General features: G+C 60.2%; 25 protein-coding genes, 1 tRNA gene, 1 pseudogene and 1 riboswitch. Of the genes and pseudogenes, 12 read left to right on the plus strand and 15 right to left on the minus strand.

Going from position 1 to position 23,970, the window contains the following annotated elements:
* Positions 1-95 precede the first annotated feature (95 nt).
* The 3 genes from ACZ9DP_RS32730 to ACZ9DP_RS32740 all read right to left on the minus strand — a co-directional run bounded on the left by ACZ9DP_RS32730 (position 96) and on the right by ACZ9DP_RS32740 (position 1,829).
* Complete coding sequence (locus ACZ9DP_RS32730) at positions 96-530, minus strand: hypothetical protein (RefSeq protein ID WP_194728880.1); 435 nt, start codon at positions 528-530, stop codon at positions 96-98.
* 549 nt (positions 531-1,079) lie between these two features.
* Entirely contained in the window at positions 1,080-1,400 is a 321-nt protein-coding gene (locus tag ACZ9DP_RS32735; RefSeq protein ID WP_145611916.1) for a hypothetical protein, read from the minus strand.
* A gap of 261 nt (positions 1,401-1,661) precedes the next feature.
* Positions 1,662-1,829 (minus strand): hypothetical protein, encoded by a 168-nt coding sequence (locus ACZ9DP_RS32740; protein WP_476204779.1) that lies wholly within the window; start codon positions 1,827-1,829, stop codon positions 1,662-1,664.
* 184 nt (positions 1,830-2,013) lie between these two features.
* Between ACZ9DP_RS32740 and ACZ9DP_RS32745 the strand changes: the two are divergent.
* Positions 2,014-2,286, plus strand: a pseudogene (locus ACZ9DP_RS32745) (IS21 family transposase); the annotation flags it as partial.
* Between the two features lie 141 nt (positions 2,287-2,427).
* On the opposite strand, the gene ACZ9DP_RS32750 reads toward ACZ9DP_RS32745, so the two are convergent.
* Positions 2,428-2,892 (minus strand): cupin domain-containing protein, encoded by a 465-nt coding sequence (locus tag ACZ9DP_RS32750; RefSeq protein WP_476204780.1) that lies wholly within the window; start codon positions 2,890-2,892, stop codon positions 2,428-2,430.
* Positions 2,889-3,338: a VOC family protein gene (locus tag ACZ9DP_RS32755; protein WP_022713633.1), complete on the minus strand. Its 450-nt coding sequence runs from the start codon at positions 3,336-3,338 to the stop codon at positions 2,889-2,891. The genes ACZ9DP_RS32750 and ACZ9DP_RS32755 overlap by 4 nt, the downstream gene beginning before the upstream one ends.
* Before the next feature lie 69 nt (positions 3,339-3,407).
* On the opposite strand from ACZ9DP_RS32755, the gene ACZ9DP_RS32760 reads away from it, so the two are divergent.
* Positions 3,408-3,998 (plus strand): TetR/AcrR family transcriptional regulator, encoded by a 591-nt coding sequence (locus tag ACZ9DP_RS32760; protein WP_476204781.1) that lies wholly within the window; start codon positions 3,408-3,410, stop codon positions 3,996-3,998.
* A 460-nt stretch (positions 3,999-4,458) separates the two neighbouring features.
* Here ACZ9DP_RS32760 and ACZ9DP_RS32765 read toward each other — a convergent pair whose 3' ends face one another.
* Both ACZ9DP_RS32765 and ACZ9DP_RS32770 read right to left on the minus strand, forming a co-directional pair.
* A complete protein-coding gene (locus ACZ9DP_RS32765) occupies positions 4,459-5,547 on the minus strand; it encodes a quinone-dependent dihydroorotate dehydrogenase (protein ID WP_476204782.1) in 1,089 nt (362 codons plus the stop codon).
* Complete coding sequence (locus ACZ9DP_RS32770) at positions 5,544-5,897, minus strand: DUF952 domain-containing protein (RefSeq protein ID WP_476204784.1); 354 nt, start codon at positions 5,895-5,897, stop codon at positions 5,544-5,546. The genes ACZ9DP_RS32765 and ACZ9DP_RS32770 overlap by 4 nt, the downstream gene beginning before the upstream one ends.
* A gap of 118 nt (positions 5,898-6,015) precedes the next feature.
* Here ACZ9DP_RS32770 and ACZ9DP_RS32775 point away from each other — a divergent pair, with 118 nt between their 5' ends.
* From ACZ9DP_RS32775 to ACZ9DP_RS32795, 5 genes are all read left to right on the plus strand, one after another.
* The gene (locus ACZ9DP_RS32775; RefSeq protein ID WP_022713602.1) at positions 6,016-6,414 is read left to right on the plus strand and encodes a hypothetical protein; all 399 of its coding nucleotides are present in this window, start codon (positions 6,016-6,018) and stop codon (positions 6,412-6,414) included.
* A gap of 89 nt (positions 6,415-6,503) precedes the next feature.
* On the plus strand, positions 6,504-7,151 hold the full coding sequence (locus ACZ9DP_RS32780; RefSeq protein ID WP_194728853.1) for a response regulator: 648 nt from the start codon (positions 6,504-6,506) through the stop codon (positions 7,149-7,151).
* Positions 7,152-7,254: 103 nt separating this feature from the next.
* On the plus strand, positions 7,255-7,920 hold the full coding sequence (locus ACZ9DP_RS32785) for a S24 family peptidase (RefSeq protein ID WP_476204785.1): 666 nt from the start codon (positions 7,255-7,257) through the stop codon (positions 7,918-7,920).
* Between the two features lie 11 nt (positions 7,921-7,931).
* Positions 7,932-8,672: a thermonuclease family protein gene (locus ACZ9DP_RS32790; RefSeq protein ID WP_476204787.1), complete on the plus strand. Its 741-nt coding sequence runs from the start codon at positions 7,932-7,934 to the stop codon at positions 8,670-8,672.
* A gap of 62 nt (positions 8,673-8,734) precedes the next feature.
* The gene (locus ACZ9DP_RS32795; RefSeq protein WP_074066554.1) at positions 8,735-9,148 is read left to right on the plus strand and encodes a tellurite resistance TerB family protein; all 414 of its coding nucleotides are present in this window, start codon (positions 8,735-8,737) and stop codon (positions 9,146-9,148) included.
* Here ACZ9DP_RS32795 and ACZ9DP_RS32800 read toward each other — a convergent pair.
* Positions 9,145-10,017 (minus strand): transporter substrate-binding domain-containing protein, encoded by an 873-nt coding sequence (locus ACZ9DP_RS32800; protein WP_476204788.1) that lies wholly within the window; start codon positions 10,015-10,017, stop codon positions 9,145-9,147. The genes ACZ9DP_RS32795 and ACZ9DP_RS32800 overlap by 4 nt on opposite strands.
* A 697-nt stretch (positions 10,018-10,714) precedes the next feature.
* Between ACZ9DP_RS32800 and ACZ9DP_RS32805 the strand changes: the two genes are divergently transcribed.
* Positions 10,715-12,712 carry a methyl-accepting chemotaxis protein gene (locus ACZ9DP_RS32805; protein WP_476205516.1) on the plus strand — a complete coding sequence of 666 codons (1,998 nt, stop codon included), beginning with the start codon at positions 10,715-10,717 and terminating at the stop codon, positions 12,710-12,712.
* 62 nt (positions 12,713-12,774) lie between these two features.
* Here the strand turns inward: ACZ9DP_RS32805 and ACZ9DP_RS32810 are convergent.
* Both ACZ9DP_RS32810 and ACZ9DP_RS32815 read right to left on the minus strand, forming a co-directional pair.
* A tRNA-Gly gene (locus ACZ9DP_RS32810) sits at positions 12,775-12,848 on the minus strand.
* A gap of 44 nt (positions 12,849-12,892) precedes the next feature.
* Positions 12,893-13,987: a 2'-deoxycytidine 5'-triphosphate deaminase gene (locus ACZ9DP_RS32815; protein ID WP_074066552.1), complete on the minus strand. Its 1,095-nt coding sequence runs from the start codon at positions 13,985-13,987 to the stop codon at positions 12,893-12,895.
* A gap of 73 nt (positions 13,988-14,060) precedes the next feature.
* Positions 14,061-14,139, plus strand: a riboswitch (SAM riboswitch).
* A 46-nt stretch (positions 14,140-14,185) separates the two neighbouring features.
* On the opposite strand from ACZ9DP_RS32815, the gene ACZ9DP_RS32820 reads away from it, so the two are divergent.
* Both ACZ9DP_RS32820 and apaG read left to right on the plus strand, forming a co-directional pair.
* Complete coding sequence (locus tag ACZ9DP_RS32820; protein WP_194728848.1) at positions 14,186-15,370, plus strand: O-succinylhomoserine sulfhydrylase; 1,185 nt, start codon at positions 14,186-14,188, stop codon at positions 15,368-15,370.
* A gap of 222 nt (positions 15,371-15,592) precedes the next feature.
* Complete coding sequence (gene apaG / locus ACZ9DP_RS32825) at positions 15,593-15,985, plus strand: Co2+/Mg2+ efflux protein ApaG (RefSeq protein WP_022713591.1); 393 nt, start codon at positions 15,593-15,595, stop codon at positions 15,983-15,985.
* Here apaG and ACZ9DP_RS32830 read toward each other — a convergent pair whose 3' ends face one another.
* The 3 genes from ACZ9DP_RS32830 to ACZ9DP_RS32840 form a co-directional block, all read right to left on the minus strand.
* Positions 15,986-16,981, minus strand: coding sequence for an Hsp33 family molecular chaperone (locus ACZ9DP_RS32830; RefSeq protein ID WP_039843838.1), 996 nt, complete (start codon positions 16,979-16,981; stop codon positions 15,986-15,988).
* Positions 16,982-17,074: 93 nt separating this feature from the next.
* Complete coding sequence (argF, locus tag ACZ9DP_RS32835) at positions 17,075-17,992, minus strand: ornithine carbamoyltransferase (RefSeq protein WP_074066550.1); 918 nt, start codon at positions 17,990-17,992, stop codon at positions 17,075-17,077.
* A 41-nt stretch (positions 17,993-18,033) separates the two neighbouring features.
* A complete protein-coding gene (locus tag ACZ9DP_RS32840; RefSeq protein WP_239595691.1) occupies positions 18,034-19,233 on the minus strand; it encodes an aspartate aminotransferase family protein in 1,200 nt (399 codons plus the stop codon).
* A gap of 420 nt (positions 19,234-19,653) precedes the next feature.
* Between ACZ9DP_RS32840 and ACZ9DP_RS32845 the strand changes: the two genes are divergently transcribed.
* Positions 19,654-20,187, plus strand: a complete 534-nt coding sequence (locus tag ACZ9DP_RS32845; RefSeq protein ID WP_074066548.1) for a GcrA family cell cycle regulator — start codon at positions 19,654-19,656, stop codon at positions 20,185-20,187.
* Between the two features lie 107 nt (positions 20,188-20,294).
* Here ACZ9DP_RS32845 and phoR read toward each other — a convergent pair whose 3' ends face one another.
* Complete coding sequence (phoR, locus tag ACZ9DP_RS32850) at positions 20,295-21,515, minus strand: phosphate regulon sensor histidine kinase PhoR (protein WP_239599629.1); 1,221 nt, start codon at positions 21,513-21,515, stop codon at positions 20,295-20,297.
* A 232-nt stretch (positions 21,516-21,747) separates the two neighbouring features.
* Here phoR and ppk2 point away from each other — a divergent pair, with 232 nt between their 5' ends.
* Positions 21,748-22,629: a polyphosphate kinase 2 gene (gene ppk2, locus ACZ9DP_RS32855; RefSeq protein WP_476204789.1), complete on the plus strand. Its 882-nt coding sequence runs from the start codon at positions 21,748-21,750 to the stop codon at positions 22,627-22,629.
* A 3-nt stretch (positions 22,630-22,632) separates the two neighbouring features.
* Here ppk2 and ACZ9DP_RS32860 read toward each other — a convergent pair whose 3' ends face one another.
* Entirely contained in the window at positions 22,633-23,817 is a 1,185-nt protein-coding gene (locus tag ACZ9DP_RS32860) for a regulator (RefSeq protein WP_476204790.1), read from the minus strand.
* Between the last annotated feature and the right edge of the window lie 153 nt (positions 23,818-23,970).

A 23,970-nucleotide genomic window follows, 5' to 3' on the forward strand; every position in this document is an offset into this window, starting at 1 on the left:
TCCACCGCAAGACCGACTGAGGCGTGGCCGAAGCTGAATTCATCTTCATGACGCGCCATTGTTGTCGGGCGAAATGAACGGAAGATGAAGCCGGATCATATGCGGTTCCATTCCGGCTGGCCGGCGCAGCCAACGTATGAGATGAGTTTTGGACGCGATGGCTTGGGAGCGGGCTTAGCCTTGACCTTGCGGGCTTTTGCCTTCAGCTTCTTGGGCTTGCCGGCTTTAACGGGATTGATTGATCCCTTCGCCCTGCCCTTGCGCGCGATAATGACGACTTCGCAGTCTTCCGGCCTCGCATAGCATCGGAACGCCGTCTTGCCGTTATAGCCTTCGCCCTTCAGCATCTGGGCCAAGCCCATGTCGCGAAGCTGGTAGTAGAGATAATAGATCGAGCGGCGATGACGGTAGCCGAGATCCGTAGCTGCGTCTTCGATGCTAAAGGCTATGTCCGTGCCGATTGGCCCCCATGACGACATATAAGCAAGGAAGGTTTCCTGAGCTTCTGTTATTCTCAAAGGCGCGGTCATGATCACGCTCCCTGGTTCGGAACGAATAGGCAAAGCGTATGGTCGCCTAGCTCAAAGTTGGCGCCCTTCGCACATTGGTGGAATTCAGCATCGGGCGATTGCTCAGTACGTTTGTCATTGTAAGGGATGGTTCGTGCGTGGTGGCGACGTACCAGCCGGTAGGTCATCGGGACGCCGATCGCTGGGCTTAATGCCATGGTCACGGAACTCACTGAAGGGCAAAGATCCTCGAAGTCCTCTACAAGGCGGACAAACCCGAGCGAGTAGCACAAAAGACCGAACCGCGTCCCAGACACGTACAGGGTAAAGGCAGATTTCCGGGCGTGCAAAGCTTGTCCCCCGGGAGGGTGATTGTTTCGCGTGGCTTGACGGAAAACATCATCAAATGAGCCTCAAAGGCAGTATTCGGCCCTGATTGACCATCTGGCGGCATCTGGAGCGGAGAGCCCGGCACCTGGGCCCAGCCTGCCGATATGGGCTGGGAAAACAGCGTCAACGGGACCAGATCGATTTCGATGCGGTTGAGGTCTTGTGTCATGGTGACAATCCTTAAAAGGAGCGCGGAGGAACGAACAGGCAAATGGTGCGACCCGTGGGCTCGCCGGCCACCGTGCATTGGTGAAACTGCCCGTCCGGACTGTTCTTGATGCGAGTATCCAGTGGCGTTATGAGCTCCCCAGTGAGCTTGATGACATATCCGCGGGGGCCTTCGAGGACCCCTTGATCGTGGATCTCGCGGCAATCCATCCCGCTGCAGCACGAAAACGGATATGTCCATCCGTGCGGCTGTGCCGCCGTTGGCGTCGCATCATGCGCCACTGCCGGAGCAGCGATCACGACTGCAAAGAAAATAGCTGCTGCCTTGCCCATGATCCGCACCTCGATTCGAAGCTTTCCCTTCGATCGAGTTCCGCTACGAATAGCGTCTCCATCTGTCCGGGCGGCTCCACGTCCCGAAGCGCCCCTTCATTGTTTGCGGCCCTGCGGGAGGATGTACCCTGACCGTAGCAGGGGGCTGCCCGACCTGCCTATTGATCGGGAGGAAGGATCGGGTAGCGAAGAGGAGGGGATGACTTATACGGGGGTGTAGGAGTCCTTGATCCGAGGCCGGTGAATGGCGTGACGTTTCCGCTAGAAGTCGACCATCAACCGCTCCTTCGCGTTGAGATGCCGCCGGCCGGGATCGACGACCACGACGCCGATATCGACCGCACTAGCTAGGCAATGCCAGGACCAGCCTCTTCTCGCGCAGATCGTCGCCGAATGCGGGTTTCGGTATTTCGAGGACCGGAATTCCATTAAATCCCGGACAGTCTTTCGGCGATAAAGAGATCGACTCTCGCACGCGCCGTTTTGCCATTCTCGGCCCCGATTTGAGAGGGGCCGGTGAATAGCGAGACGGAAGCAGGCGAGGCTTACGAGTGTGAAGGACATTCGATGGATACTGAGACTGACGCACGAATAGGGCCTTTCCGTTCGTGCGATATCGCAACGGCTGAAGATCGGCAAACGACCATTTCTTTTCGACCTATCTGTTGCGGACGCGTGAGGTCGGGCTGATATGGGCTGGCCGTTGCCGCCTGGGCTTGACGAGGACGCTGTTTTGCAGCGTCGCCTGTTCCATCGTCGCGGCGTCCGCCCCCGGACATGCACGGGCCTTACTGGGGCAAGATCGCCAATGAACTGAAGCGAAAGGGCGTGGCTGACGCTGTTGTCGCACGAATATCGCGGACGGCGCGCCATGCACGCTGGTGGAACCAGTTGAGCCACTCCGCGCACTTAGGAAATCGCTGACCAACTGCAACAGGATCCAAAGCCGCATGCAGGAAGTTGAAGCGAAGGTTCCGCATGGTCGCCCCCGCGAAAGGAGAAATGGGCGATGTCCTTTTCAGCCGCCCTAAACCGGTTCCTGAGCGGCGAACCAAGCGGAGATCTCGGGCATATTGCGTTCAAATCCACCGGGTATGAAAAGATTGAGCAACCTGGCGGTCGTCTCTCCGGGGTTTCGGAAATCGTGGACGACGCCGGCCGGTATTCGCAGGAAAGTGCCCGGTGTGCACCGCCGCCAGGAGTCGCCGACGAGGATTTCGGGCACACCTTCAAGCACGTAGAAAACCTCGTCATTTGCTGCATGGCTGTGTCCGCCGACACCTTTCAGACCAGTCTCGAGAATCCACTCGGACACGCAATAGGCGGCCTCCGTCTCGGCTTCATCGGCCTTGAACACGCCCGTGAGCGGGCCGAGCTCGTAGCGCCGCCCCTCTCCCGGCGCGAGAAAGATCACGTCACAGCAGCGGTGCGACGGACTGCCATCCCCCGCTCGGCCGCCTCCTTCACTTCGATTTCCGTCGGCCGCGTTCACGCCCCGGTCTCCTCGTCCCAGCGGCGCTGCATTTCTTCAGGCGCCACAACTTCGATCTTCTGCGAGAGCATCCACCGGTGACCGAATGGATCGACGACCATGGCGACGCGCTCGCCATAGGCCTGATCTGCGGCGGCACGCAGAACGACGGCTCCCGCTCCGACGGCCCGGGCAAGATTTGCGTCGACCGTCAAAGTTGCGAGGTGGAAGGTTACGGGAGAGCCCCCGATCGTATCGGGGCTCAGTGCGCCGAAGTCTGGATACTCGTCGGCGATCATGACCGTGTTTTCGCCGAGCTTGAGCTCCGCGTGGCCAATCCGACCGTCATGCGGGTCGGTCAGCCGGAAAAGCTCCTCGGCCCCGAAGGCGCGGCCATAGAAAGCAATCGCTTCCCGAGCATTCTTGACGATGAGATAAGGCGTCAGGGATTGGATCGAGGTGGACATGGCCGGCCCCTTGCCGCTGGCATATGATTACGTTACGTTACGTTTCATAACTAGTTGAGTCAAGAGCACATGAGCCCACCGAAACGGCGTGGAAGACCGCCAAGCCAATTGGCCCGGGCGAGAATCCTGAAAGCCGCGCACGACATACTGATTGAGGATGGATTCGGCCGTCTCACCGTCGAGGCGGTTGCCTCGAAGTCCGGCGTAGGCAAGCCGACGATCTATAGGCAATGGGCGAACGCCTGCGAACTCGCTATGGCTGCGCTGATGTCCGGAGATTCGGGCGCCATCGAAGAAGACGGCATAAATTTGCGATCGGCGCTGACGGCGCAAATGCGATCGCTGATCCAGGCTTTTGCGACCACCAGAGGGCGCCAAATCGCCATGACGCTCGCGGCCGCCGACCCCGAAAGCGAATTCACCAAGGCCTTCCGCAACCAGGTTATTCTCTCGAGCCGCGAGGCGGGTCGCGCCTTGTTGATCCAGGCAGCCGCTCGAGGAGAAATTATGCTGCCGCAAAACCTCGAGGTGCTGCTCGATATGATGTACGGACCTGTTTTCTACCGGTTGCTGGTCGGACATCGCCCACTCGACGCGAGCTTCGCCGAAAACATCGTCGCGATCGCGCTGAAAGTTGTAGAGAGCCCTAGCGACGGATAAGAGCTACCGGCCGACGGCCGATGTTCCCGTTGATACATTATCGATCTTCGAGCATAGAACGGGAATATCTCCCTGGTTCGCGCCTAGGCCCGCGTCGGGCGGCTCCTCTCGACACGTTACGCACGACGTATCTGGCCCGAAGCGGAATCTCGACGCGTGAACATCCCCCGGATGCCCGACAGCGCTTCGAACTTGCACGCGCGACCGGCCCGGGAAAGACGCGGGGCATCAGCGCCCGCTGAAGCACCGCCTCCAGTTCGCGAGGAGTTTGGCCTCAAGTTCAGCTGAGGCTGCGGGCCTGGAATAAAGCGTCGCAAGCGAGCATGTCACCAAGGCGGGAGAGCCCGCCGGAATGAGAAAATCATTCTGATCCGCACTTGCGGGGCCATGGCTGTCGATGAACGCCTTCCAGCTCTTCTGCGGCTTCTTCCTGTCCCATGCTGGCGAAGCGGCGGGCCCATCAGACGTTCCGGGTCGCCCAGTGATCAGCGCGCGTGTCTCGCAGTTGGCGGATCGACGAGACCTGCTCACGGTCGAGGAGCTTTGAAAGGCCGCGCACGATCTCGCCCGGAAGACCTGGGCCCTCATAGACCATGCCGGAATAAAGCTGCACCAGATCGGCCCCTGCCCTGATCTTTTCCAGCGCCGTCGCCGCCGAGGAGACGCCGCCGACGCCGATGATCGGGAGCGCTGCGCCTACGCGCTTGCGCATTTTCGCGAGAACCGCGGTCGACTTGTCGAAAAGCGGCTTGCCGGAAAGACCGCCCGCTTCCTTCGCCTGGCGCTGATCCTTCAGACCGTCGCGGGCGAGCGTCGTGTTCGAGACGATCAGGCCCTCCAGCCCATGGGAGAGCGCTTCGGCGGCGATATCGTCCATGCCCTCCTCGGTGAGATCGGGCGCAATCTTGAGGAAGACCGGGATTTTCCGGCCCGATCTCGCGGCCTCTTCATCGCGGGCGGCAATTACGGCGGACAGAAGAGCAGCCAGGCTCTCACGTGCCTGCAGGTCACGCAGGCCCGGCGTATTCGGCGAGGAGATGTTGGCGGTGAAATAGCGCGCCACCGAATAGAAACGGCGGATGCCTGCCACATAGTCGGCGATGCGGTCTTCGCTGTCCTTGTTGGCGCCGATGTTGACGCCGATAATGCCCGGGCCGCGGATCATCGACAGACGCCGGAAGGCGGCGTCATGGCCCTCGTTGTTGAAGCCGAGGCGGTTGATAACTCCTTCGTCGTCCACCAGGCGGAAGATTCGCGGGCGCGGATTGCCTGATTGCGGCTTGGGCGTCACCGTGCCAATCTCGGTAAAGCCAAAACCGAGCTTCAAGAGGGCCTCCGGCACTTCGGCATTCTTGTCGTAACCGGCCGCCATGCCGAGCGGATTTTCGAAGGTCAGGCCGGCGACCGTCTGCACCAGCCGCGGATCAGGCGAAATACGGCAGGCGGGAACCAGGCCGGATTTAAGCGCGGCGATTGACATGCCGTGCGCCGTTTCGGGATCGAAGAGGAAGAGCCCCTTGCGGGCAGTGTACTTGAACGCGCCAATCATGACAGGAGTTCCGGGAAGATATGCTGTCCGGCATCATCAAGCGGCAGCGGCCTTTCCCAGATAACTGCCGAAAGCGGCAGTTCGGCATAAAGATGCGGGAAAAGATCGCCGTCCCTGGAGGGTTCGAAAATCAGCTTGTCGCCGAGTTTGCCGCTATCAATGGCAACGAGCAGCAGGCCCGGCTGGCCTGCGAAAAACAGCGCCACGGTCTGCCGCACCTGTTTTTCCGTCGAGAGATGAATGAAATTGTCCCTAAGATCGATGCCTGCGCCGTGAAAAACGCCGCTTTGCCTGGCTTCTTGCCAGAGAGCCTCGGTCACGATCTTGTAAACGACGGGTGTCACGCTCATGATGGCCTCATGCAATGGCTGATGCTGTAGGTGAGCGCTTTGCCGGAAAGGAACGGCGATGTCCACGGCTCCCCCATGAAAAACAGGATAGCCGCAACAGAAATCCGGAGGATCAATCATGAAGACGATCGCAATCGGGATTGCCGCAATTCTTCTGCCGCTGACAGCACTCGCCGCCGAGCCGGACCCTGCGCGCTTCCAGCTCGAGCGCAGCGGCGACCATTTCGTCCGCCTCGACAAACATACGGGCGCGATGGCGCTTTGCGAGGAAAAGGACGGTTCGCTGGTATGCCGCATGGCGGCGGACGAACGCGCAGCTTATGACGACGAACTCGACAGGCTTTCCGACCGCGTGACTGCGCTCGAAAACAAGAGCATCGTCAACAAGGCGCTGCCCACCGATGCCGAGATCGACCGCTCGATCAGCATCATGGAGCGAATGATGAAAAGCTTCATGGGTATGGTGAAGCAATTCCAGGAGGAAGAAAAGTCCGCGCCTCTTCCGCAGAAGACCTGATTTGATGTAGTAATATGAAGCGGAAGGCATGTGCGGCGCGAAGCCTCGCACATGAGGGGATGGAATCGAGCTCTTGGGAGGGGGTTTCGATGCAGGAACAGACGATCATCATTGCGGACGACCATCCGCTTTTCCGGGATGCGCTGCGCCAGGCCGTGACCGGCATGGAGGGGCAGCACGCGATCGTGGAAGCTGGCGATTTCTCGGCCGCGCGTGCTGCCGCAACCGATCATCCGGACGCGGATATCATGCTGCTCGATCTTGCCATGCCGGGCGTCAGCGGCTTTTCCGGGCTGATGGCGCTGCGCGCCGAATTCGCCAGCCTGCCGATCGTCATCGTTTCCGCAACCGACGACGCGACAACGATCCGCCGCGCGCTGGAACTCGGCGCTTCCGGCTTCATTTCCAAATCGTCCGGCATCGAAGATATCCGCAGCAGCATCCAGACGGTGCTTGCCGGCGATATTGCGACGCCGGAGAATTATCGCGACGGCCATGAACAGGATCCGGACGTGGCCGATCTCATTCACCGCCTGCACACGCTGACGCCGCAGCAAAGCCGCGTGCTCACCATGCTCGGCGAGGGTCTGCTCAACAAACAGATCGCCTACGAACTCGGCGTTTCCGAAGCGACGATCAAGGCGCATGTCTCGGCCATCCTCCTGAAGCTTAACGTCGACAGCCGCACGCAGGCCGTCATCCAGCTCGGCAAGATCAACATGGCGATGGTCGCCTGACTCCAGAACAGGATTTTATTCCTCTTTTTTCTTTACTCTGAGAAAGCTTGGCGTTAGTCTTCCTGCCGATTGGAGAGCGGCACCGAGCGCAGGATCAGGCAAGATGCTGTCACACGAGCAGATTTGGGCAGCGATCGACAGGCTTGCCGAACGGCATGATCTGACGCCGTCTGGTCTTGCGCGCCGGGCCGGTCTCGACCCCACCTCCTTCAACAAATCCAAGCGGCTATCTGCCGATGGCCGCCTGCGCTGGCCTTCGACGGAATCGATTGCCAAGGTACTCGATGCGACAGGCGCCACCATGGAGCAGTTCATGGGCTTCATGCGGCCGGCAATCAGCTTGTCCGGGCTGCCGGACGGCGCATTCCCGCCGCAGGGAAGCTCCATTCCCCTGCTCGGCTTCGCACAGGCCGGTGCGGGTGGCTTTTTCGACGACGGCGGTTTCCCGGCAGGCCAGGGATGGGATGTGGTGGAATTTCCAGCGGCCCCCTCACAGAAGGCTGGTGTCTATGCGCTCGAAGTGCAGGGCGACAGCATGACGCCGCTTTATCGCGACGGCGACGTGCTGATCGTCGAGCCGGGCGCGCAGGTGCGCCGCAACGATCGCGTCGTCGTCAAGACGCGCGAGGGCGAAGTGATGGCAAAGGTGTTGCTGCGCCAGAGCCCGCGCTCCATCGAACTGATGTCTCTCAATCCCGAACATCCGAACCGGACGATCGAGCTTTCCGATGTGGATTGGATCGCGCGCATTATCTGGGCCAGCCAATAGGAAAATCTTCCATGCGGCCTGCAGCACTTCTGACAGCTGTTGCGGGAATAACAATCGTCGCTGGGATGCTGGCGGCAGGCAGGGAGCGATTTGTCGAACCGGACGCGGCGGCAACCGCGAGCGAAGAACCCGTCACAACTGCCGAATCCAAGGAGACTCCAAAGCCGCCGCTTGCCCTTCCCGATCCAAAGATCAGCATGAGCGCGCGGCCGGTTGATGAAGCGAGCCGATTTTATCCAGCGCAGACGGATGGCAAGCCGCTGGAACGGGTTGCCACCGCCGGGCCGGAAAAACCAAAGCCGGAGCCGCAGAGGGCCGCGACATTGCCGAGGCCGGTCGCCGAGAGTGCAGGCATTCTCGCCTTCGGAAACAGGACGCTGCGCCTTGCCGGTATCGTTCCGACACAGGCCGACAAAGTCTGCAAAGAACCGGATGGGAACGAATGGCCTTGCGGCATGCTGGCGAAGACGAATTTCCGGCTCTTTCTGCGGCTGCGCTCGGTCACCTGCGATCTGGAGGATGCCAACTGGACCGGTATTGCGACCGCCTCCTGCAAGATCGGCGCGCAGGACCTTTCCCAATGGCTCGTCGAAAACGGCTGGGCGGATGCGGCTCCCGGATCGGCACTGACCGAAGCCGGTGCGAAGGCCAAAGCGGAGAAGAAAGGCGTCTATGGCGAGGATCCGCGCAAGGGCGCGCCGCTGACGTTGCCGCCCGGACCGCCGCCGGACAATCCTCTCGATCCGATCTAGCGATCCCTTGTAATGGCGCACGGCAATTCCTAAACTCCTGCCGAAACAGAGGGAATGACCGAATGAACAAGCCGCTTTCCGCCCATGACGCGCTGATTTACGTGATGGTGATGGCATCCGCTGTCGACAGCACGATGAACGACCGGGAAATGGAGCGCATCGGCCAGCTGATCGGCTTTCTGCCGGTCTTCAAGGATTTCGACCACGACAAGCTGATTTCGATTGCCCGCGACTGCGCATCGCTGCTGGCCGGACCGGAAGGCCTCGATGTCGTTTTGGAAACGGTGAAGGACACGCTGCCTTCGCGGCTCTACGATACCGCCTATGCACTTGCTGTCGAAGTCGCCTCCGCCGACCTTTCGGTCAAGGCCGAGGAGCTTCGGTTGCTCAGCATGCTCCGCGACAGGCTGGAACTCGACAAGCTCACCTGCGCTGCCATCGAACGCAGTGCGATCGCTCGCTTCCGCAGGGGTTAAAAGAGCCCGTAAGGGAAAAAACGCAAATAGATTTCCTGCAGGCGGCCGTTTCTGGAAAGCGCTGCAAGCGCGTGGTCCAGCGCTGCGGTCAATACGCCGTCGTTCTGGCGGAGCATGATCGTCATGCCTTCCCCCAGAAACTGCTCCGACAGATAAGGGCCGTCGAAGAGCGCACAGCATTTTGCTGACGCCTGGGAGGAAACCCAGAAGGACAGCTGCAGCGCATCGGCAAAGGCGGCATCCACCTTGCCATCCTTAAGAGCGGTAAGCATCGCTTCCTTGTTCTCGAAAGGCACGGCTTTTATTGCCGGAAAAAAGGCGGCAAGCATGGCCTCATGGACCGTCGCCTTGACGACGCCGACCGGACGTCCGGAGAGCGATGCGGCGGTATTCCCGTTGATCTCTGCCTTCGCATTGCGCACAAAGCGGGCCGGCAGCATCAGGTAGGGACGGGTGAAGGTAAACTGCTTTCGCAAGTCCGAGGTTACGGCCAGTCCCGCGATGACGGCATCACCCTGGGAGGCTGCAAGCGCTTCCTTGAGATCGGCGAAGGGCAGTGCCTGGATCTCGCATTTCGCAGCAACTTCCAATTCATCGCAGATCTCGCGGGCCAGATCGATATTGAAACCGGCCAGCTTGCCGTTCTGATCGGTAAAGTTGAAAGGCGGGAAGTCGACGGAGGTGAGAAAGCGGAGGCGGACGAGCGACGAAAGGTCCGGCTTGGCAAGTCTTTCGCGAGCATCAAAAAGCAGCGGCAGCGACGACGGCGTCTGCTGCGCAAAGCCAGGCGCAGCAGATAATGCAACTACTAATTGCAATAAGGTAAAAAAAACCTTAAACCTTATAGAGGCGAGGAAAGATTGTCTCATGTCCGGCTCGTGGGGTCGGGGCATTGTCGCTCGGTGATCCGTGTATCAGAGTCATGCGTTTCGGGGAATATGCGCCGGGCCGCACCGTCTCGACGATGGCAAACGGCGGTGTCGAGGTACGGCAGATGGGTATCCTCGGCTTTGACGCGCGGCAACGGACATCCGGTCCGACAAAAGGGGCATGCCGAGATCGGCCTCCTCATCCCGCCTAGCCGATCCTGTCGGCATCGATCTCTTCACCGTCTTTTAGGGCTATACCCTCTTCATTCTGCTCGGGCGAAATGAAAGATTGACAGCGGCAAACAGGCGACCCGGCTGCGATGGTTCGGGCGCCGCTCGGCTGGCTCATGCTGTGCGCCACCGCGTGGCGAGCCGTGCTAGAAGCCCCGGACGAACCCCTTCTTCCGGGACAACACGCCTCATACACCGAGCGAGATTCGAGCATAGGAAATTGCACGAAATGCGCGCCTCGAATTACTGGGGATCGGCTTTGAACGTTAGGCCACCGTTAAGCAATATCGATTCTTATGCCGCAGACGACGACGGCTTTTTTTCAGCCGGCTGCATGACGCGGACGTCGAGCCTCACCAGATCATTTCGAACATGCCGCAGCTCTATGCCGAGTTTCGAACCATTGATTTTCCAGAATACCGGGCAAGCAGAAGGCCTAAGAAAGCGGGTATTTTCCATGCGAACACTGCTGAAGAACCTGAAAATTCGAACCAAGATCATGTCCATCCTCATGCTTCTGGGGGTGATCGCCATGGGCGGTTTGATTTACGTCATCACCGAGTTCCGTCATGCGGATGCGACATACAGCGCCTTCATCGACCATGAAGCATTGGCGGCCATGCAAGGCTCGCGCGCCAGCGCGTCTGTCGTCGCCGCCGTGCTGCAGACCACGAGGCTGGCGAGCCTGAAGGCGGGCACGCCCGCTTTCCATACCGCGCTTTCCACACCGAGCAAGCTGCCGCAAGCGCGTGACCGTCTTAACGAGGCGGCCGTTCTGGTGCCCAGCCGTAAGCCGGCGATAGACGATATTCTCATCGGAATCGCCGAAATAGAAACGATCTCAAACAAGGTTGCCGAAATGAGCAAGTCTGGCGACAGCGCCGGAGCCCAAATTGCGGCCGCTCAGCTGAACGCCAAGCTCACCGTACTGACACCGAAGATGACGGCGAATAACGATGCCTTGATGTCGATGCTCAACGATGGCGGGGACGCCGTTTCGGCAAGCGTCAATGACCGCATCAATCTCTGCCTTGCGATAATCGCGGCGGCCGTTATCGGCGCCATCGCGCTCGGCATCGTCATTGCACAGGCCGGCATCACGTCGCCGATGGCGAAGCTTCGTGAGCGAATGACACGCCTTGCCGAAGGCGAGACCGACGGCGATGTACCGGGCCTCGAGCGCCGCGACGAAGTGGGCCAGATGGCAGAAGCGCTCGAAGTTTTCCGCACCAACGCGATCGAGCGCATCCAGCTCGGAGCCCAGGCGGAAGTCGATCGCAACCTGACCGATGGCGAACGCCGCGAGCGCGAAGCCCAGAAGGCTCGCGAAGCGGCGGAATTATCCGGCGCGGCAGAGGCGCTCGGCGACGGGCTGCGCCGTCTCGCATCGGGCGATCTTGCCTCGCATATCGATGTTCCGTTCGCAGAACATCTCGATGGATTGCGCCAAGACTTCAACCATTCGGTCGAAAAGCTGAACGAGGCCATGCGTACAGTCGGCGCCAATGCGCGGGCGATCGGCGCGGGGGCGAATGAAATCCGTTCATCGGCCGACGAACTTTCGAAGCGCACGGAGCAGCAGGCCGCATCGGTGGAGGAAACCGCTGCCGCGCTGGAACAGATCACAACGACTGTAAAGGACGCCGCCCGCCGCGCGCAGGAAGCAAGCGAACTCGTTGCCCGCACCCGCGCAGGCGCCGAGAAGTCCGGCGAAGTCGTCCGCCATGCCGTCAAGGCGATGCAGCAGATCGAGCAGTCCTCGGCCGAGATCAGCAATATCATCGGCGTGATCGACGACATCGCCTTCCAGACGAATCTGCTCGCCCTGAATGCCGGCGTCGAGGCAGCACGTGCAGGCGAAGCGGGCAAGGGCTTTGCGGTCGTCGCTCAGGAAGTGCGCGAACTGGCGCAACGTTCGGCGAATGCGGCAAGGGAGATCAAGTCGCTGATCACCAATTCCGGTACACATGTCCAGACCGGCGTTGCCCTTGTCGGCGAAACGGGCAAGGCGCTCGACGCCATCGTTCATGAGGTGCAGGAGATCAACCAGCACGTCCACGCGATCGCGGAGGCTTCCCGTGAGCAATCGACAGGCCTGCAGGAAATCAATACGGCCGTGAACACCATGGACCAGGGCACACAGCAGAATGCCGCCATGGTCGAAGAGAGCACGGCAGCAAGCCACAGCCTGGCAACGGAGGCCGCCGCGCTGAACGAACTGCTAGGCCAGTTCAAGCTGAGCGGAACGGATAGCTTCATCGCAGCGGCACGTCCGATGCCGCAAGCACCAGCACGGCCTGCGGTGACCCGTCCGGCGCCGGTATCAAAACCCGCAATCCGCGTGGCGACAGTGAGCACGCGGCCCGCCGCTTCGCCTGCACGCGCACTTGGCCAGACGCTTGCCGGTGCATTCGGCATGAACAGCGCTTCGGAAAACAAGGACGCCGATTGGACAGAATTTTGAGAGCGGGCGGCTAGAGCCCGCCCAATCGTTTATAGGCGTCCCACCTGTGGATCGTGAGCAGCTGGAGCGGGTGAAGGGAATCGAACCCTCGTATTCAGCTTGGGAAGCTGCTGCTCTACCATTGAGCTACACCCGCGATGACGGAAGCCTTCCAACAGATGGGTGGCGGTGTCAAGGCTCTCAGATGCGGAAGTGCTTCGAGAGTTTCAAACCCTGGGCCTGGTAGTTCGATCCAAGGCCGGAGCCATAAAGGCTTTCGGGTTTCTCCAGCATGTGCTCGTAAACCAGGCGGCCGACGATCTGGCCGTCCTCGAGGATGAAGGGCACTTCATGGCTGCGGACTTCGAGAACGGCGCGGCTGCCCATGCCGCCGGCAGGCGCGTGGCCGAAGCCTGGATCGAAGAAGCCGGCGTAATGCACGCGAAACTCGCCGACGAGCGGATCGAAGGGCGTCATTTCGGCTGCGTAGTGCGGCGGAACGTGCACGGCCTCGCGCGAAACGAGGATATAGAACTCATCCGGATCGAGGATCAATTCGTTGCGACCGCGGCTGTAAAGCGGCTCCCAGAAATCGAAGATATCGTGCTCGGCCTTCTTATCGACATCGACGACGGCCGTGTGATGCTTGCCGCGGTAGCCGATCAGGCCATCCTTGTCGCCTGCCAGGTCGATCGACAGCGCAATGCCGCCGCCCGAAACGTTCGGCTTGGCGCTTGCGACCAGCGTTTCCGCATCATGCAGCGCCTGCAGTTCCGGCTCGCCGAGAATCGAATGCCCGACCCGGAACCGTATCTGCGAGAGGCGCGAGCCACGGCGCACGACGACGGGGAACGTGCGCGGGCTGATTTCCAGATAGAGCGGGCCAGAATAACCGGCAGGAATCTTGTCGAATTCCTGCGCGTAATCGGTAATGACACGGGTGAAGATGTCGAGGCGGCCAGTCGAGCTCTTCGGGTTGGCCGAGGCGGACATTTCAGCCGGAAGATCGAGCCGCTCCATGAGAGGCACGATATAGACGCAACCCGTTTCGAGCACGGCACCTTCGGAGAGGTCGATGACGTGCAGGCTCAGCCGGTCGAGCTTGTCGGCAACGAGATGCGAGGGACCCGGCATGAAACTTGCCCGGACGCGGAACGCCTTGGCGCCCAGGCGCAGGTCCAGGCTGGCCGGCTGGATCTGATCGCGATCCAGTTCCCGCTCACTCGTGAGGCGGCCCGTTTCAAACAGCGCAGCAATTGCGCGATCGGCCAAGATTCCAGTTTCGCGAGCCATCATGCTCCATCCATAATTTGCCTCAGACAAAACCAAACTCAAGGAATTGACGCAAGAAGCTAACAGCAGTATTGCAGCTTTATCCCGTGGTGATTTGGCCGGTCGGCTTGCAGCCACGTTAAAGAAGTGGCTAAAAAGACCGGGTATGAAACCGGTCTGCTTTTGCGGCCGGTTTTTTTGTTGTTTGAAGGTGGTGATGGCATGAGCAAGACTTGGCGCCCGGCAACCCAACTCGTTCACGAAGGGACGCTGCGCTCGCAATATGGCGAGACTTCGGAAGCGATCTTCCTGACGCAAGGTTTCGTCTATGATACCTCTGAAGCGGCGGAAGCCCGGTTCAAGGGTGAGACGGACGGCTTCATCTATGCCCGATACGGAAGCCCGACCAACGATATGTTCGAAAAGCGGATGTGCGCGCTCGAAGGCGCCGAAGACGCCCGCGCCACCGCTTCCGGCATGGCTGCTGTCACCGCGGCGATCCTCTGCCAGTTGAAGGCCGGCGACCATATCGTTGCCGCCCGCGCGCTCTTCGGCTCCTGCCGATGGGTGGTCGAAACGCTTGCGCCGAAATACGGCATCGAATGCACGCTCATCGACGGCCGCTATCTCGAAAACTGGGAGAAGGCGATCCGCCCGGCGACGAAGGTCTTCTTCCTCGAAAGCCCGACGAACCCGACGCTGGAAGTGGTCGACATCGCAGGCGTTGCCAAGCTCGCCGACGAGATCGGCGCCAAGGTGGTCGTCGACAACGTCTTCGCAACGCCGCTCTTCCAGAAGCCCCTGGAACTCGGCGCCCATATCGTCGTCTATTCCGCGACCAAGCATATCGACGGCCAGGGCCGCTGCCTCGGCGGCGTCGTGCTTTCCGATAAGGAATGGATCGACGAAAACCTGCACGACTACTTCCGCCACACGGGTCCGGCCATGTCGCCTTTCAATGCCTGGACGCTTCTGAAGGGCATCGAAACGCTGCCGCTGCGCGTCAAACAGCAGACAGCGAGTGCCGCCAGGATCGCGGACTTCCTTGCCGAACAGAAGCAAGTGGCCAAGGTGATTTATCCGGGCCGCAAGGATCATCCGCAGGCCGATATCATCGCCAAGCAGATGTCCGGCGGCTCGACACTCGTCGCATTCGAGCTGAAGGGCGGGAAGGAAGCAGCCTTCGCGTTGCAGAATGCGCTCGATATCATCAAAATCTCGAACAATCTCGGCGATTCCAAGAGCCTGATCACGCATCCGGCAACCACGACGCACAAGAACCTGAGCGATGACGCCCGCGCGGAATTAGGCATTTCGCCCGGCACCGTTCGCCTTTCGCTCGGCATCGAGGATGCTGATGACCTGATCGAAGATTTCGCTCAGGCTCTTTCAAAGGTTAAGTCCTGACCTGCGATAGCGACGGCCGGACCTTGCCGGTCCGGCCGCATGCTCCACCTAAGAAATGGCGCAAGAGCTTCGCTTTAATACGGGAATTAACTTCGAAAATTAGGATTAATGTTCGAAACGACGTGCAATCATCGCGGTTTGAAGGATGATGCATGTGCCGTTTCTTGACGGATCGAGCGCTGTATAAGATACGGGTAACATATCTTGGCTATGGTGTAAGGCATGTACCGCGCCCTCACACGAGATATCGAAGTTGTCGTCGAGCCCTTTTATCTGGAGGAGCAATCCGATCCGGATGATGATCGCTATGTCTGGGGCTACCGGATCGTGATCAGCAATAATTCGGACCTGACAGTACGGCTCATCAATCGCTACTGGAACATCACCGATCAGAACGGCCTGGTGGACGAGGTGACCGGTCCTGGGGTCGTCGGCGAGCAGCCCCGGCTGGAACCCGGCGACACCTACGAATACTCGTCCGGCTGTCCGCTCGATACGCCTTCCGGCCTCATGTTCGGGCACTACCAGATGGAAACGGAGGACGGCGAGCTTTTCGACGTCGAAATACCCGCCTTCTCGCTGGATTCTCCCGGGCTGCTCAGAGTGCTGAATTGATCATTCCGCAGCCGATGCGACTTCCACGACCTCAAACCGGTAGGTCGTGGAACAGAATTCGCAGGTAACGGCAATCTCGCCATTCTCCTGGCTGGCGTCGATCTCGTCGTCCGAAAAGCCCTTCAGCACATTCTTGATCTTCTCGCGCGAGCAGCTGCAGCGGTCGAAAACTGCCCGGGTACTGAAAACACGCACGCCACGCTCGTGGAAGAGGCGAAAGAGCAGGCGTTCGATTCCGACTTGCGGATCCGTCAGTTCGTCCGCATCGATGGTGTCGACCAACGCGCGCGCTTCGGTCCAGGCGTCGTCTTCCTTGTGTGCCAGCGCGGCGTTATCGCCGTCGCCGCCGTGGAGGTCGGGCTGGCGCATGCGCTCCGGCGCTTCCGGCAAGAACTGCGCAACGAGACCGCCGGCGCGCCAGCGGTGGCGCGGCTTACCCGCCTCGTCGCGGTCAAACAATTCGGCGGCAGCCAGGCGGACGCGTGTCGGGATCTGCTCCGACTGACGGAAATATGTGCCGGCAATATCCTCAAGCGAGGTACCGTCGAGCGCGACGATGCCCTGATAGGGCTGGCTGAACTTACCCTGGTCGATGGTAAAAGCCAGCACGCCCTTGCCAAGAAGCTGTTCCGGCTCGGTTTGGCCGGCGGCGACTGCCTTGTCGAGCAGGGCCTGATCGAAGCGCGCATAGGCACGCACGTTCTCCGGCGTCGAGAAATCAGCGACGAGGAGATCGACAGGGCCATCGCCCTTGGTCTGCACCGTGAACTTGCCTTCGAACTTGAGCGACGTCCCGAGAAGCACCGTCAGCACAATGACTTCGGCGAGGAGCCGGGCAACGGGTGCCGGATAGTGATGGCGCTCGAGGATCGCATCCAGCATGGGACCGAGCTGGACGGCGCGGCCGCGCACATCGAGGCCCTCTACCTGGAACGGGACAACGTGATCATCACCGGCGAAATCGAACTCGCCGAGAGCACTTGCGGTTTCTGCCATGGTCTTACTCCTAGTAGTCCGAGCGGCAGACCAGAAGTCTTTCCACTCGCGCGGCCACGAGGCCATCAGGCCAAAGGTGGCGCCCAGTATGGTTCAGATCACACCCAGGCACCATGCAAGAATCGACTTTTGCGCGTGAAGACGGTTTTCCGCCTCATCGAAAACCACGGATTGCGGGCCGTCGATCACTTCGTCCGTCACTTCCTCACCACGATGGGCGGGCAGGCAATGCATGAACAATGCATCCTTGCCGGCCTTTGCCATCAAAGCCGCGTTGACCTGATAGGGCTGGAAAACGTTGTGACCGCGGGCCCGATGTTCCTGATTCATGGAGACCCAGGTATCGGTTACCACGCAATCGGCACCCTCGACCGCACGGTCGGCATCATGGCCAAGCATGATCTGGGCGCCCTCGTTGCGGGCCCAGTTCAGATAGTGATCCTTCGGCTCGGAACCAAGAGGCACGGCCATGTTCATGCGATAGCCAAAACGGGCAGCGCCTTCGACCAGCGAGTGCAGCACGTTATTACCATCGCCGGTCCAGGCGATCGTCTTGCCCTTGACGGGACCGCGATGCTCCTCGAAGGTCATGATGTCGGCCATGATCTGGCAGGGGTGTGTGTCGTCCGTCAGCGCGTTGATGACCGGCACCGTCGCGCGTTCGGCAAGTTCCAGCATGCGGTGATGCTCCGTGGTGCGGATCATGATCGCGTCGACGTAACGCGAGAGCACCTTGGCGGTATCGCCGATCGCCTCCGCGCGGCCGAGCTGCATCTCCGTGCCGGAGAGAAAAAGCGTCTCGCCGCCAAGCTGGCGCATGCCGACATCGAAGGAAACACGTGTGCGCGTCGAGGGCTTCTCGAAAATCATTGCCAGCATCTTGCCTGCGAGCGGCTTATCGCCCTTACCGGCCTTGAAGGCCTGCTTGCGTACGATCGCATCATCCATGATGGACCTGAGATCGGATGCGGTTACCGCCGAGAGATCGAGAAAGTGTTTGGGGGAAGCCATGTCGTTCTTACCTGTATGCCCCTTGAGAGGCGTCTATCCGTTCAAGCCGTCTTCTTGGTCTTTGCGGCGCGAATGCTTTCGGCAGCGCGCTCCACGCGGGCAAGCCCCTCGCGCGCTTCCTCGGCCGTGACGACCAGAGGCGGAAGGAGACGGATGACATTATCGCCCGCCGGAATGGCCAGAAGATGAGCAGCACGAATGGCCTGCAGCAGTTCGGAAGACGGGACGGCTGCCTTGATGCCGAGCATCAGGCCTTCGCCGCGCACATTCTCGATAACATCCGGATAGCGGTCCTTCAGCGAGGCAAGGCCCTGGCGGAAGACGAGCGCCACGTCGCGCACATGTTGCAGGAAACCGTCGGCCAGGATGACGTCAAGCACTGCGCTGCCCACCGCCATGGCAAGCGGATTGCCGCCATAGGTGGAACCATGCGTGCCGGCCTTCATGCCGGAAGCGGCATCTGCGGTCGCAAGGCAGGCGCCGAGCGGGAAGCCGCCGCCGATGCCCTTCGCCACCGCCATGATATCCGGCGTGACGCCGGACCATTCGTGGGCAAAGAGCTTGCCTGTGCGGCCGACGCCGGACTGAACCTCGTCGAGAATCAACAACAGGCCCTTCTCGTCGCAGAGTTGGCGGAGCGCCTTCATGAATTCGTTTGTCGCCGGACGAATACCGCCCTCACCCTGCACCGGCTCTATGAGGATGCCCGCCGTCGCATCCGTAACCGCGGCGCGGACCGCCTCGATATCGCCGAACGGAACCTGATCGAAACCCGGTGCCTTGGGGCCGAAGCCTTCGAGATACTTCTCCTGACCGCCGGCAGCGATCGTCGCCAGCGTACGGCCATGGAAAGCGCCTTCGAAGGTGATGATGTGGAAGCGTTCTGGATGGCCCTTGGAATACTGATAGCGGCGCGCGGTCTTGATCGCGCATTCCAGCGCCTCGGCCCCGGAATTGGTAAAAAACACCTTGTCGGCGAATGTGACGTCGGTCAGCCGCTTGGCAAGCGCCTCCTGGCCTGGAATTTCATAGATGTTCGACAGATGCCAAACCTTGTCGGCCTGCGCCTTCAGGGCTTCAACGACATGCGGATTGCCGTGGCCGACGGATGTTACGGCAACGCCTGCGCCAAAATCCAGATATCGCTCGCCACCCTCGGTGATCAGCCACACGCCCTCACCTCGCTCGAACCGCAGAGGGGCGCGAGAATAGGTGTCATATAGCGGCGCGGCTTGAGCCATGGCGCGGTCTCCTGTCGTCGTTAGGGCAACCGGACTCCGGCTAAAAACCAGGCCCGAAAAATTAAAAATGCCGCCTTTCGGCGGCGAGGGCCACTATTTACGTTTCGCGCCGCAATGTCAACAAAACTGCGGATTTGGGCGCGTGCGGCCGGCAGGCGATCAGGCGAGCTATTTATCAACAGCTAATGTTGCAGAAATGACTCGCTCGGGAAGCAAGTTGGGGAAAACTTGAAATTCGATTCATCCGGATTCCCGCGACTCTTGTCACGGAGTCAGCCTCACACTAGGTTAAAACTCAATTACTAGACTGCATGCGGCGGAACTAGTCACCACAATTGGTCAGGCGTTTCCTGCTTCGGACGTATCCGGAGCAAGGGTGAGGGATTCTGCCTTCACAACGCTAAACGGCGGAGACAGGGCATGAACTGGACAGACGAGCGTGTCGAAAAACTCAAGAAGCTTTGGTCCGAAGGGTTGAGCGCGAGCCAGATCGCGGCGCAACTCGGCGGAGTGAGCAGGAACGCGGTCATTGGCAAGGTCCACAGGCTTAGCCTTCCGGGCCGCGCCAAGGCCGGCGGCGCGACGACGACGGCACGCGCGCCGAAGCGCAACACTTCGGCTGTCCGCGCACCGAATTATGCATCGCGGATGGCGACCCGCACCGTCACGCGCCAGCAGGGCGCGACGATGCTCAAGGAAGAGGTCGAAATCGATCTCATGGAGGAGATGGACTATCGTCCGGCCACAAACGTTGTCGTGCCGATCTCCCGCCGTCTCGGTCTGACGGAACTCACGGAGCGTACCTGCAAGTGGCCGGTCGGCGACCCGCTGAAGGACGACTTCCACTTCTGCGGCTGCGACAGCCCGGACTCTTCCCCTTATTGCAGCTATCACCAGCGCCTTGCCTATCAGCCGGTCAACGAACGCCGCCGGACCGCAGCCCGCGCAAGCTGAGCCGGGTAAGTAAAAACGGAAACGGGTCCTCGCGGGCCCTTTTTTTTGCGTCTGGCAATCGAGACTTCGGCGTCAAATCCACGACCAATATTCCAGGGCTTACGTCGTCAGAAACGCACCGTAAACTCCGTTCCCTTACCGATTTCGGACTTGACGATCAGCCGTGCGCGGTGACGCGTCAGGATATGCTTGACGATCGCCAGACCGAGACCGGTGCCCTTTTTGGAGCGGCTATCCTCGATATTGACGCGATAAAACCGCTCCGTGAGGCGCGGCACATGCTCCGCGGGAATGCCCGGGCCCTTATCTGCGATGCTGACTTCAACCGCCTCACCGGATGCATTCTTGACGTGGACATCGACGACCTTGCCCTCCTGGCCGTACTTGCATGCATTCTCCATGAGATTTTCAAAAACCTGGACCAGTTCGTCGCGGTCTCCGAGGACCTCCGCCTTACCCTCCGGCAGGTGCAGATTGATCTCGACTCCAACCTCCGTGGCAAGCGGCACCAGCGCGTCCCTGACATGGCCGAGCAGCGGCACGAGATCGACCTTCTCGTCCGGTGCGATGTGCGACTTGAGCTCAAGACGGGAAAGCGAGAGAAGATCGTCGACAAGGCGGCTCATGCGAGTCGTCTGGTCGAACATGATGCCCAGGAAGCGCTCCTGCGCCTTCGGATCATTCTTTGCCGGGCCTTGGATCGTCTCGATGAAACCGCGGAGCGACGCAAGCGGAGTCCGCAGCTCATGGCTGGCATTGGCGACAAAATCCGACCGCATGCGATCGATACGCCGCACCTCGGAGATATCGCGGAACGAAAGCAAGAAGAAGCGCTCGCCATTCCCGGTACCGCCGAGGTCGATCGGCGCGCTGCGAACAATATAGACGCGCTCCGACGGCAGGCGCTCGGAATGCTCGATCTGGTTGGGAGCGTTGGTGGCGATCGTCTCTCCCACCATGTCCAGAATGCCCGGCGAGCGCAGGCGTGCAGAAATATGCGCCCCGATCACCACTTCGCCAAAGGCCTTTTCCGCGGCGCGGTTCTGGAAGAGAACGGAGGCATCGCCTGAGAGGAGCATCACGGGTATATCGAGGCCAGCCAGCGTTGCGGAGACGGCGGGCAGCAGACTCGCTGGCGCTTCCGGTTCGACTTCCGGCGGTTCCGCAAGCTTTGCCTGCACGGCCGGCATGCTGTTTAGAAGCACAATGGCGATCATTAAGACAAGAAGCGCCAGCACCGCCCACTTGTTCATGCCGGCCGCAAGCGCAACGAGGCCAATGACGATCGCCGCGAGCAAAACCGTTCGCTGCTGCCGTATGCGGGCCATGAGCCCCGTTGTCCATGGCATTTCGTCTTCCAAGTGTTCCTCGCCCGGTCGAGTCGTTCTTATGTTCAAACTCTGCCTGATAGCCGTGATTCATGACAGAAGTTTTCCGCCGCTGCCATTTGCCGCAAAAGCGGCAACCGATACACATAGGAATTTTGCCTGCCGCGACGGATTTGATTTTCAATGAAAAATATGATCGCCTACGAAGAAAGCCACAGGCGGAGAAGGAAATATGGCCGAAGCTGTCGAAAGCCGCGCGGTTGAACTGGACATCAGGGGCAAGAAGCGCGTCTTCGATGTCGACGATCCGGTGCTTCCGGACTGGATCGATGAAGAGGCGCTGGAATCGGGGGATTTCCCTTACAAGAAAAAGCTGAAAGAGGAAGAGTATCTCGAAGAGCTGGAAAAGCTGCAGATCGAACTGGTCAAAGTGCAGTTCTGGCTGCAGGCGACCGGCATGCGGGTGATGGCGCTCTTTGAAGGCCGCGACGCGGCCGGCAAGGGCGGCGCCATCTCGGCCTCCTCCGCCCACATGAACCCGCGCCTTGCCCGCGTCGTCGCACTCGCCAAGCCGAATGACCGCGAACTCGGCCAATGGTATTTCCAGCGCTACATCGCCCAGTTTCCGACCGCCGGCGAGTTCGTTCTCTTTGACCGCTCCTGGTACAACCGCGCAGGTGTCGAACCGGTCATGGGGTTTTGCACGCCTAAGCAATATGAGGATTTTCTCAAGCAAGCGCCGCAGCTGGAAAAGATCATTGCCCACGAAGGCATTCACTTCTTCAAGTTCTATCTGGATATCGGCCGCGAGATGCAACTCAAGCGCTTCCACGACCGCAGGCACGATCCGCTGAAGGTATGGAAGCTTTCATCGATGGATATCGCGGCGCTCACCAAATGGGGCGACTACAGCGACAAACGCGAGCGGATGCTCGAGGCGACGCATACGGAATTTGCGCCCTGGACGGTCATCCGCGCTAACGACAAACGCCGCGCGCGGCTCAACCTCATCCGTCACATGCTGAAGAAAATGGATTACGACGGAAAGGACGACAAGGCGATTGGCGATCTCGACGACAAGATCATTGGCGCGGGGTCCGGCTTTCTCAAATAAGGGTCACTGCCCCGGCAGGATGCGCACGGCGTAGAGGTTGATGCCTCGCGCCTTGCCGTCGACATCGCTGTTGATCATCAGCCTGCCATCGCCACTCGGCGCCAACGACCGGTCGAAGGTAACCTGAAGCAGAGCGTCGGACTTTTCGCGGGTGACGCTGAACCGATGGCGGGCGCAATTGCCGAGCGTCTGGAAATTGCATTCGACCATCACCTGCGTCGGCTCGTCGCTCGTCGATTGCAACGTGATCGCGATCGTCGAGGATTTGCCGGCGAGCTCTCGAAGTACGTCTTTCGGAACGCTGATGCCGATATTGCCATCGGCGCCGTTGCTTTCCGAGATCAAACGAACGGCCGGACCATCGTTTTCGGCGATGTTTTCCGTCCGTGCCCGCGGGCCGCTTTCGATCTTGGCAGCGTCCGAAGGCTTGAATATCTCAATCCATTCCGCAGAAAAGCTGTTCTGCGGGTCGATCGTGACCGGCTGATCGACATGCGGCGCCGTGTTCGCAGCACCTTCGTCCGCACCGTCGAAGTCTTCCGGCTCGGTACTGGCAGGCGGATTGGCGACGCTGGTGTCGCGCTCGGCCGCCGTCAGGAAGAGGCCGGATTTATAAGCCCACCAGGCCCCCATGCCGATGAAGGCGATCAGCACGCACCAGACAAGCAGCCGCGAGAAGAATTTTCGCGGCTTGCGGCGCTTTGCAGCCCCCTCCGGCCGGAAATCCATATGGGCGGAAGGGCGGCTTTCGAGCGCTAGGCCTTCGCCGGTCTGAGGCGCAGCGCCGAGATGATCGGACGCAGCGGCATGGACGTCATCAAGCCTCGACTCGTCGTAGGCAGGCCTTGCCGAATAGCCTCGTGTTTCACCGCCGACCTGAGGCGCGTCATGTTCAAAGCGCTCGTCGTGCCTGACCGGCGGCGGGATTTCGGCGACGGGCGGAACAGGCACTTCCGGTGGACCCTGGCGCGGATGCAGGCGCTCGCGTTCTTCGGCCTCGATCATGTGAATGGTCGTTTCGAGCCGATGACGATGATGCGCAATCGCTTCCCGGTCGGTGATATCCTGCTTGCGAAGGCCGGCCTCCAGCGCCTGGCGGGCCGATTGATAAATCCTTGCACGGATTTCCGGATTATCGCGATCGGAGTTGTTAAGCGCCGTTCTGATTGCCGTTTCTAATCCGCTCACATCCGATCCTTCATGCTGGCATCAGGCATCACCCTGAAATCTTTACAAATGCCTAACAAAACTCGGTAGCGTCAATGGTTGAAAACCGCAAGTCTTGCGGCTGGCAGCATTTCACATCGCATCAATAAATATGCTCCTTACCCACCCTTGCCC

Source organism: Rhizobium sp. USDA 4016 (genome assembly GCF_056279705.1).

Bases quoted from the DNA above. Each gene is read 5' to 3' on its own strand.
- ACZ9DP_RS32730 (WP_194728880.1), bottom strand. From the start codon at position 530: ATGACCGCGCCTTTGAGAATAACAGAAGCTCAGGAAACCTTCCTTGCT.
- ACZ9DP_RS32735 (WP_145611916.1), bottom strand. From the start codon at position 1,400: ATGGGCAAGGCAGCAGCTATTTTCTTTGCAGTCGTGATCGCTGCTCCG.
- ACZ9DP_RS32740 (WP_476204779.1), bottom strand. From the start codon at position 1,829: ATGGAATTCCGGTCCTCGAAATACCGAAACCCGCATTCGGCGACGATC.
- ACZ9DP_RS32755 (WP_022713633.1), bottom strand. From the start codon at position 3,338: ATGTCCACCTCGATCCAATCCCTGACGCCTTATCTCATCGTCAAGAAT.
- ACZ9DP_RS32760 (WP_476204781.1), top strand. From the start codon at position 3,408: ATGAGCCCACCGAAACGGCGTGGAAGACCGCCAAGCCAATTGGCCCGG.
- ACZ9DP_RS32765 (WP_476204782.1), bottom strand. From the start codon at position 5,547: ATGATTGGCGCGTTCAAGTACACTGCCCGCAAGGGGCTCTTCCTCTTC.
- ACZ9DP_RS32770 (WP_476204784.1), bottom strand. From the start codon at position 5,897: ATGAGCGTGACACCCGTCGTTTACAAGATCGTGACCGAGGCTCTCTGG.
- ACZ9DP_RS32775 (WP_022713602.1), top strand. From the start codon at position 6,016: ATGAAGACGATCGCAATCGGGATTGCCGCAATTCTTCTGCCGCTGACA.
- ACZ9DP_RS32780 (WP_194728853.1), top strand. From the start codon at position 6,504: ATGCAGGAACAGACGATCATCATTGCGGACGACCATCCGCTTTTCCGG.
- ACZ9DP_RS32785 (WP_476204785.1), top strand. From the start codon at position 7,255: ATGCTGTCACACGAGCAGATTTGGGCAGCGATCGACAGGCTTGCCGAA.
- ACZ9DP_RS32790 (WP_476204787.1), top strand. From the start codon at position 7,932: ATGCGGCCTGCAGCACTTCTGACAGCTGTTGCGGGAATAACAATCGTC.
- ACZ9DP_RS32795 (WP_074066554.1), top strand. From the start codon at position 8,735: ATGAACAAGCCGCTTTCCGCCCATGACGCGCTGATTTACGTGATGGTG.
- ACZ9DP_RS32800 (WP_476204788.1), bottom strand. From the start codon at position 10,017: ATGAGACAATCTTTCCTCGCCTCTATAAGGTTTAAGGTTTTTTTTACC.
- ACZ9DP_RS32815 (WP_074066552.1), bottom strand. From the start codon at position 13,987: ATGATGGCTCGCGAAACTGGAATCTTGGCCGATCGCGCAATTGCTGCG.
- ACZ9DP_RS32820 (WP_194728848.1), top strand. From the start codon at position 14,186: ATGAGCAAGACTTGGCGCCCGGCAACCCAACTCGTTCACGAAGGGACG.
- apaG (WP_022713591.1), top strand. From the start codon at position 15,593: ATGTACCGCGCCCTCACACGAGATATCGAAGTTGTCGTCGAGCCCTTT.
- ACZ9DP_RS32830 (WP_039843838.1), bottom strand. From the start codon at position 16,981: ATGGCAGAAACCGCAAGTGCTCTCGGCGAGTTCGATTTCGCCGGTGAT.
- argF (WP_074066550.1), bottom strand. From the start codon at position 17,992: ATGGCTTCCCCCAAACACTTTCTCGATCTCTCGGCGGTAACCGCATCC.
- ACZ9DP_RS32840 (WP_239595691.1), bottom strand. From the start codon at position 19,233: ATGGCTCAAGCCGCGCCGCTATATGACACCTATTCTCGCGCCCCTCTG.
- ACZ9DP_RS32845 (WP_074066548.1), top strand. From the start codon at position 19,654: ATGAACTGGACAGACGAGCGTGTCGAAAAACTCAAGAAGCTTTGGTCC.
- phoR (WP_239599629.1), bottom strand. From the start codon at position 21,515: ATGGCCCGCATACGGCAGCAGCGAACGGTTTTGCTCGCGGCGATCGTC.
- ppk2 (WP_476204789.1), top strand. From the start codon at position 21,748: ATGGCCGAAGCTGTCGAAAGCCGCGCGGTTGAACTGGACATCAGGGGC.